Annotated in this window: 6 protein-coding genes; all 6 read left to right on the top strand. The window is 74.3% G+C overall.

Features of this window, described 5'->3' with window-relative positions:
• Window positions 1-967, top strand: a 967-nt coding sequence (locus tag IDM29_RS14340) for an AAA family ATPase (protein WP_188037684.1), incomplete at its 5' end; no start/stop codon positions are given.
• Between the two features lie 93 nt (window positions 968-1,060).
• A complete protein-coding gene (locus IDM29_RS14335) occupies window positions 1,061-1,429 on the top strand; it encodes a hypothetical protein (RefSeq protein ID WP_182113550.1) in 369 nt (122 codons plus the stop codon).
• Between the two features lie 38 nt (window positions 1,430-1,467).
• On the top strand, window positions 1,468-2,691 hold the full coding sequence (gene ftsY / locus IDM29_RS14330) for a signal recognition particle-docking protein FtsY (protein WP_188037683.1): 1,224 nt from the start codon (window positions 1,468-1,470) through the stop codon (window positions 2,689-2,691).
• Window positions 2,692-2,863: 172 nt separating this feature from the next.
• Entirely contained in the window at window positions 2,864-4,222 is a 1,359-nt protein-coding gene (locus tag IDM29_RS14325; protein WP_182113552.1) for an ammonium transporter, read from the top strand.
• A complete protein-coding gene (locus tag IDM29_RS14320) occupies window positions 4,219-4,557 on the top strand; it encodes a P-II family nitrogen regulator (RefSeq protein ID WP_182113553.1) in 339 nt (112 codons plus the stop codon). Before IDM29_RS14325 ends, IDM29_RS14320 begins: the two co-directional genes overlap by 4 nt.
• A 4-nt stretch (window positions 4,558-4,561) precedes the next feature.
• The coding region (locus IDM29_RS14315; RefSeq protein WP_188037682.1) for a DUF294 nucleotidyltransferase-like domain-containing protein at window positions 4,562-5,676 on the top strand (1,115 nt) is incomplete at its 3' end.

Below are 5,676 nucleotides of genomic sequence, written 5' to 3'. Positions count from 1 at the left end.
GTCGCTGCGCCTCGCCACCCGCGCGCGCGAGGCCGCCGAGGCGGCGCGCGCGGAGCGCGACACGCAGCTGGTCGCGGTGCGCGCCGACGTCGACCGCTGGGCGGGCGAGCTGCGCGAGCTCACGGACGTGGCCCACCGCGACGAGGTCGCCCGCGCGCAGCAGGCGCTGCGCATCGAGCAGCTCCAGACCCGGGCGGTCGAGGACCTCGGCCTCGACCCACAGGTGCTGCTCGAGGAGTTCGGTCCCGACCGCCCGGTCCCGGTGCCGGCGACGGACGACGGCGAGCCCACGGCGGTGCCGTACGTCCGCGCGGAGCAGGAGAAGCGCCTGCGCGCCGCCGAGCGGGCGCTCTCGCTGCTCGGCCGGGTCAACCCGCTCGCGCTCGAGGAGTTCGCCGCGCTCGAGGAGCGGCACACGTTCCTGACGACCCAGCTGGCGGACCTCAAGAAGAGCCGCGCGGACCTGCTCCAGATCGTCAAGGAGATCGACGAGCGCGTCGAGCAGGTCTTCGCCGACGCCTACCGGGACACCGAGGTCCAGTTCGAGCGGGTCTTCTCGCGCCTGTTCCCGGGCGGTGAGGGGCGGCTGGTGCTCACCGACCCGTCCGACATGCTCACGACGGGCGTCGATGTCGAGGCGCGTCCGGCGGGCAAGAAGGTCAAGCGGCTCTCGCTGCTCTCCGGCGGCGAGCGCTCCCTGACGGCGGTGGCGCTGCTCGTGGCGATCTTCAAGGCCCGGCCGAGCCCGTTCTACGTCATGGACGAGGTCGAGGCGGCGCTCGACGACGCCAACCTCGGCCGGCTGCTCGAGATCTTCACCGAGCTCCAGCAGGACAGCCAGCTCATCGTCGTGACGCACCAGAAGCGCACGATGGAGATCGCCGACGCGCTGTACGGCGTGACCATGCGCGGCGACGGCGTCACGACCGTGATCAGCCAGCGCATGCGCGAGGAGACCACCGCCTGACGCCCGCGCCGGGGTGTGGAGATCGTGTGGCGATCGACCGGTGGCCGCGTCGTGCGCCGCCCGGGCACCGGGGGCCGTGGCGATACTGGCGGTATGGCACCAGTGGTCGCGTGGATCGTCGTCGCGCTCGTCGTCGCGGGCGTCGTCCTGCTCGTCGCCAACAGCGCGAGCGGGCGCTCGTCGCGCGGGCCGGGGGAGTTCTGGGCGGACCTGCGGGCGGGCCTGCGCCGGGGGCGCCGGGGCGGCGTGCTCACGGGCCTGCGCCAGGAGATGGCCGAGGTCGCGGAGGCGGACTCGGGCTCGGTCGAGGACATCTTCGCCATCGGCTCGCCCGAGGACCGCGACTACGTGCAGCCCGACGAGATCCTCAGCACCCTCGCGCGGGCCACGAAGCGGGCGCTGCCGCACCAGCGCACCTCCGCCGACGACGCCGCGCGCGCCCGGGCGGACGCCGGGCGCTGAACGCGCCCCCGGCGGTCGGGGCCTGAGAGACTGCTCCCGTGAACGAGCTCTCTGACCTCCTCCTCGTCGGTCTGCCCGCACTGGTCGTCGTCGGCCTCGCCGCGGTGGGGCTGCGGCGGCGTGGCCGCCGTCCCGGCACCGGCCCCGCCGACACCCGGCCCGGGGGGCCCGGCGACGGTGCGTCCGCGGCTTCCCGGCCGTCCACCTCCGCGGGCACGGACGTCCTCGAGCGTCCCGACACCGGCGCCCCCGACACGGCCGCGCCCGAGGTCGAGGCCGACGAGCTCGAGGCGGCGCCCGCGCTCGAGCGTCCCGAACCGGTCGCCGGTCGCCTCGTGCGGCTGCGCGAGCGGCTCGCCCGCTCCGGCTCGCCGCTCGGCACCCGCCTGCTCGCGGTGCTCTCGCGCGACCACCTCACCGAGGACGACTGGGACGAGATCGAGGAGACCCTCCTGCTCGCCGACGTCGGCGCCGGCCCGACGACCGAGCTGGTCGACGCGCTGCGCGAGCGGGTGCGCGTGCTCGGCGTGCGCGAGCCCGCGGCGGTGCGTGACCTGCTGCGCGAGCAGCTGCTCGCGCTGGTCGACCCCTCCCTGGACCGCACCCTGGACCTGCGCCCCGCGCAGGAGCCGGACGGCGACGGCGGGCCGCACCCCGCCGTCGTCCTGGTGGTGGGCGTCAACGGCACCGGGAAGACGACGACCGTCGGCAAGCTGGCGCGCGTGCTGGTCGCCGAGGGGCGCAGCGTGGTGCTCGGCGCGGCCGACACGTTCCGTGCGGCCGCGGCCGACCAGCTGCAGACCTGGGGCGCCCGCGTCGGCGTGCCGACCGTGCGCTCGGACCGCGACGGCGCCGACCCCGCGGCCGTGGCCTTCGACGCCGTGCGCCGCGGCGTGAGCGACGGTGCCGACGTCGTGCTCGTGGACACCGCGGGCCGGCTGCAGAACAAGGCGGGGCTCATGGACGAGCTCGGCAAGATCACGCGCGTGCTGTCCCGCAACGCGCCGATCCGTGAGGTCCTGCTGGTCCTGGACGCGACGACGGGTCAGAACGGCCTCAACCAGGCGCGCGTCTTCGGTGAGGTCGCCGGTGTGACGGGCATCGTGCTCACCAAGCTCGACGGCACCGCGAAGGGCGGCATCGTCGTGGCCGTGCAGCGCGAGCTCGGCGTCCCGGTCAAGCTCGTCGGTCTGGGGGAGGGCGCCGACGACCTCGCGCCGTTCGAGCCGGAGGCGTTCGTCGACGGGCTCCTGCAGTCCTGACCTGCGCGAAGAACGGGGCGTACCGCCGGGCGTGATCGTCCGCGAAACACGACGTTCACGTCCGGCGGCGTCATGTCACCCCGCCGTAACGCGACAGGCGCTGGCGGGAAACAGCCCTCCACCACGCTGATCCCGGACCAGCCGCCCGGCTGGCGAGGGAGAGGCGATCTCTATGGAATTCGCGCTGGACACGGGCAACACAGCCTGGATCCTCACAGCGTCCGCGCTCGTGCTGCTCATGACGCCGGGACTGGCGTTCTTCTACGGCGGCATGGTGCGCGGCAAGTCCGTTCTCAACATGATGATGATGAGCTTCGGGGCCCTCGGCCTGGTGAGCGTCATCTGGGTGCTCTACGGCTACTCGGCCACCTTCGGGACCGACATCGGCGGCATCATCGGCAACCCGACCGAGTACTTCGGCCTCAACTCCATCACCGACGACCAGAGCCTGATGGCGGGGTCCGGGGTCCCGGCGCTCGTGGCCGCGGGCTTCCAGGCCACCTTCGCGATCATCACCGTCGCCCTGATCTCCGGCGCGGTGGCCGAGCGCATGAAGTTCGGCTCCTGGATGGTCTTCGCCGGCCTGTGGGTGACGTTCGTCTACATCCCCATGGCCCACATGGTCTGGGGCGGCGGCCTCCTGGGCGGCGACGGCATCACGGCCGGCCTGTCCGTGCCGATCGACTTCGCGGGCGGCACCGTCGTCCACATCAACGCCGGCGTGGCGGGCCTCGTGCTCGCGATCATCCTCGGCAAGCGCAAGGGCTTCGGCAAGGAGCCGATGCGCCCCCACAACCTCCCGTTCGTCATGCTCGGCGCGGCCCTGCTGTGGTTCGGCTGGTTCGGCTTCAACGCGGGCTCCGAGTTCGCGGCCGACGGCACCGCCGGCCGGGCCTGGGTCAACACGCTGGTCGCCACCGGCCTGGCCATGCTCGCCTGGCTCGTCACCGAGAAGATCCGCGACGGTCACGCCACGTCGCTCGGCGGCGCCTCGGGCGTCGTCGCCGGCCTGGTCGCGATCACGCCGGCCGCCGCGGCGGTGGACACCTTCGGTGCCCTCGTCATCGGCGCGGTCGCGGGTGTCCTCTGCGCCCTGGCGGTCGGCCTGAAGTACCGGTTCGGGTACGACGACTCGCTCGACGTCGTCGGCGTCCACCTCGTCGGTGGCCTCGTCGGCACGGTGCTCATCGGCCTCTTCGCGAACGTCGGCGAGGGCGTCAACGGCACGTGGTACCCGGACGGTGCGCTCCAGGGCCTGCTCTACGGCGGCGGTATCACCCAGCTGCTCACGCAGACCATCGTCGCGGTCGCCGCGATGGTGTTCAGCGCGGTCGTCACGGCGATCATCGCCCTCGCCCTCAAGGCCACCATCGGCCTGCGCGTCCCGGACGAGCAGGAGCAGGGCGGCGTGGACCTCGCCGTGCACGGCGAGTCCGCGTACGAGACGCTCGGCGGCGCTCGCATGGGTTCGGGCGACGGTGGCTACACGGCGGCGAGCGCGGCTCGTCCCACGACGGAGGTGAAGGCATGAAGCTCGTCACGGGAATCATCCAGCCGCACCGGCTCGACGACGTGAAGTCGGCGCTCGAGGCGGCCGGGATCCGCGGCATGACGGTCAGCGAGGCCAGCGGCTACGGCCGGCAGCGCGGCCACACCGAGGTCTACCGCGGCGCGGAGTACACGGTGGACCTCATCCCCAAGGTGCGCGTCGAGATCCTGGTCGACGACGAGGACTCGACGGCCGTCACCAACGCGATCGTCATGGCGGCCCAGACGGGCAAGATCGGCGACGGCAAGGTGTGGACCGTGCCCGTGGACGACGTGGCGCGGGTGCGCACCGGCGAGCACGGCGTGGACGCGCTGTAGCCCGATGACGCAACGACCGCCCGTCGAACCGGACGCGGTCGGACGCCCTTCCCTCGAGGTCCCGCCTCCCCCGGCGGACCCGGCTCCGGCCGGGTCCGTGGGGGTGCGGGACCTCAAGGCTGATCGGCTCCGGCTGGCCGCCCGGATGACCGGACCCGGCGCCGACGGGGCCGTGCGCCGCGGGGCGCTCACCCAGCTCGCGATCGCGCGGCTCGCCGAGCTGTGGGACTCCGCGATCGGCGAGACGGCCCCCACCGGGATCGCCCTCGGTGCCGTGGGGAGCCTCGGGCGCGGCGACGCGAGCCCCGCGAGCGACCTCGACCTGCTCCTCGTCCACGACGGGCGCAGCCACCGCGCGGAGGAGGTCGCGGGGCTCGCGGAGCGGCTCTGGTACCCGATCTGGGACGCCGGCCTCGACCTGGACCACTCGGTCCGGTCCCTGCCCCAGTGCCGCCAGGTCGCGACCGCCGACCTGCCCGCAGCCGTCGGCCTGCTCGACCTGCGTCACGTCGCGGGGGACCGCACCGTCGTGCAGCGCGCGCGCACCGCGCTGCTGGAGGACTGGCGCTCGGCCGCCCGGCGCCGGCTGCCCGAGCTGCTGACCACGACGCGCACGCGCGCCGAGCGCTCGGGGGAGCTGGCGTACCTCGTGGAGCCCGACCTCAAGGAGGCGCGGGGCGGCATCCGGGACGCCGTGGTCGTCTTCGCGCTGGCCGCGACCTGGCTCACCGACCGGCCCCACGGCGCCGTCGACGACGCCTACGCGCACCTGCTGGACGTGCGCGACGCGGTGCACCTGGTGACGCGGCGGCCGACCAACCGCCTGCTGCGCGCCGACCAGGACGAGGTCGCGGCCCTGCTCGGGACGGGCGACGCGGACGACCTCCTGGCGGGGCTGGCGGAGGCCGGCCGCACGATCTCGCACGCGCTCGACACGACGGTGCGCCACGCGCGCCAGGCGCTCGCGCGACCGTCGCTGCGCCGGCCCGTGCTGGTGCGGGGCCGCCGCACGGCCCCGCGCCTGCGCTCCGTGGGCGACGGTCTCGTCGAGCACGACGGCGAGCTGGTCCTGGCGGCCGGCGTGCGGCCCGAGGACGACGCGCTGCTCGGCCTGCGGGC

The organism is Actinotalea sp. JY-7885, from assembly GCF_014525465.1.
Classification (GTDB): domain Bacteria; phylum Actinomycetota; class Actinomycetes; order Actinomycetales; family Cellulomonadaceae; genus Actinotalea.
This window is presented reverse-complemented; position numbering and strand designations above follow the sequence as displayed.

Bases quoted from the DNA above. Each gene is read 5' to 3' on its own strand.
- IDM29_RS14335 (WP_182113550.1), top strand. From the start codon at position 1,061: ATGGCACCAGTGGTCGCGTGGATCGTCGTCGCGCTCGTCGTCGCGGGC.
- IDM29_RS14325 (WP_182113552.1), top strand. From the start codon at position 2,864: ATGGAATTCGCGCTGGACACGGGCAACACAGCCTGGATCCTCACAGCG.
- IDM29_RS14320 (WP_182113553.1), top strand. From the start codon at position 4,219: ATGAAGCTCGTCACGGGAATCATCCAGCCGCACCGGCTCGACGACGTG.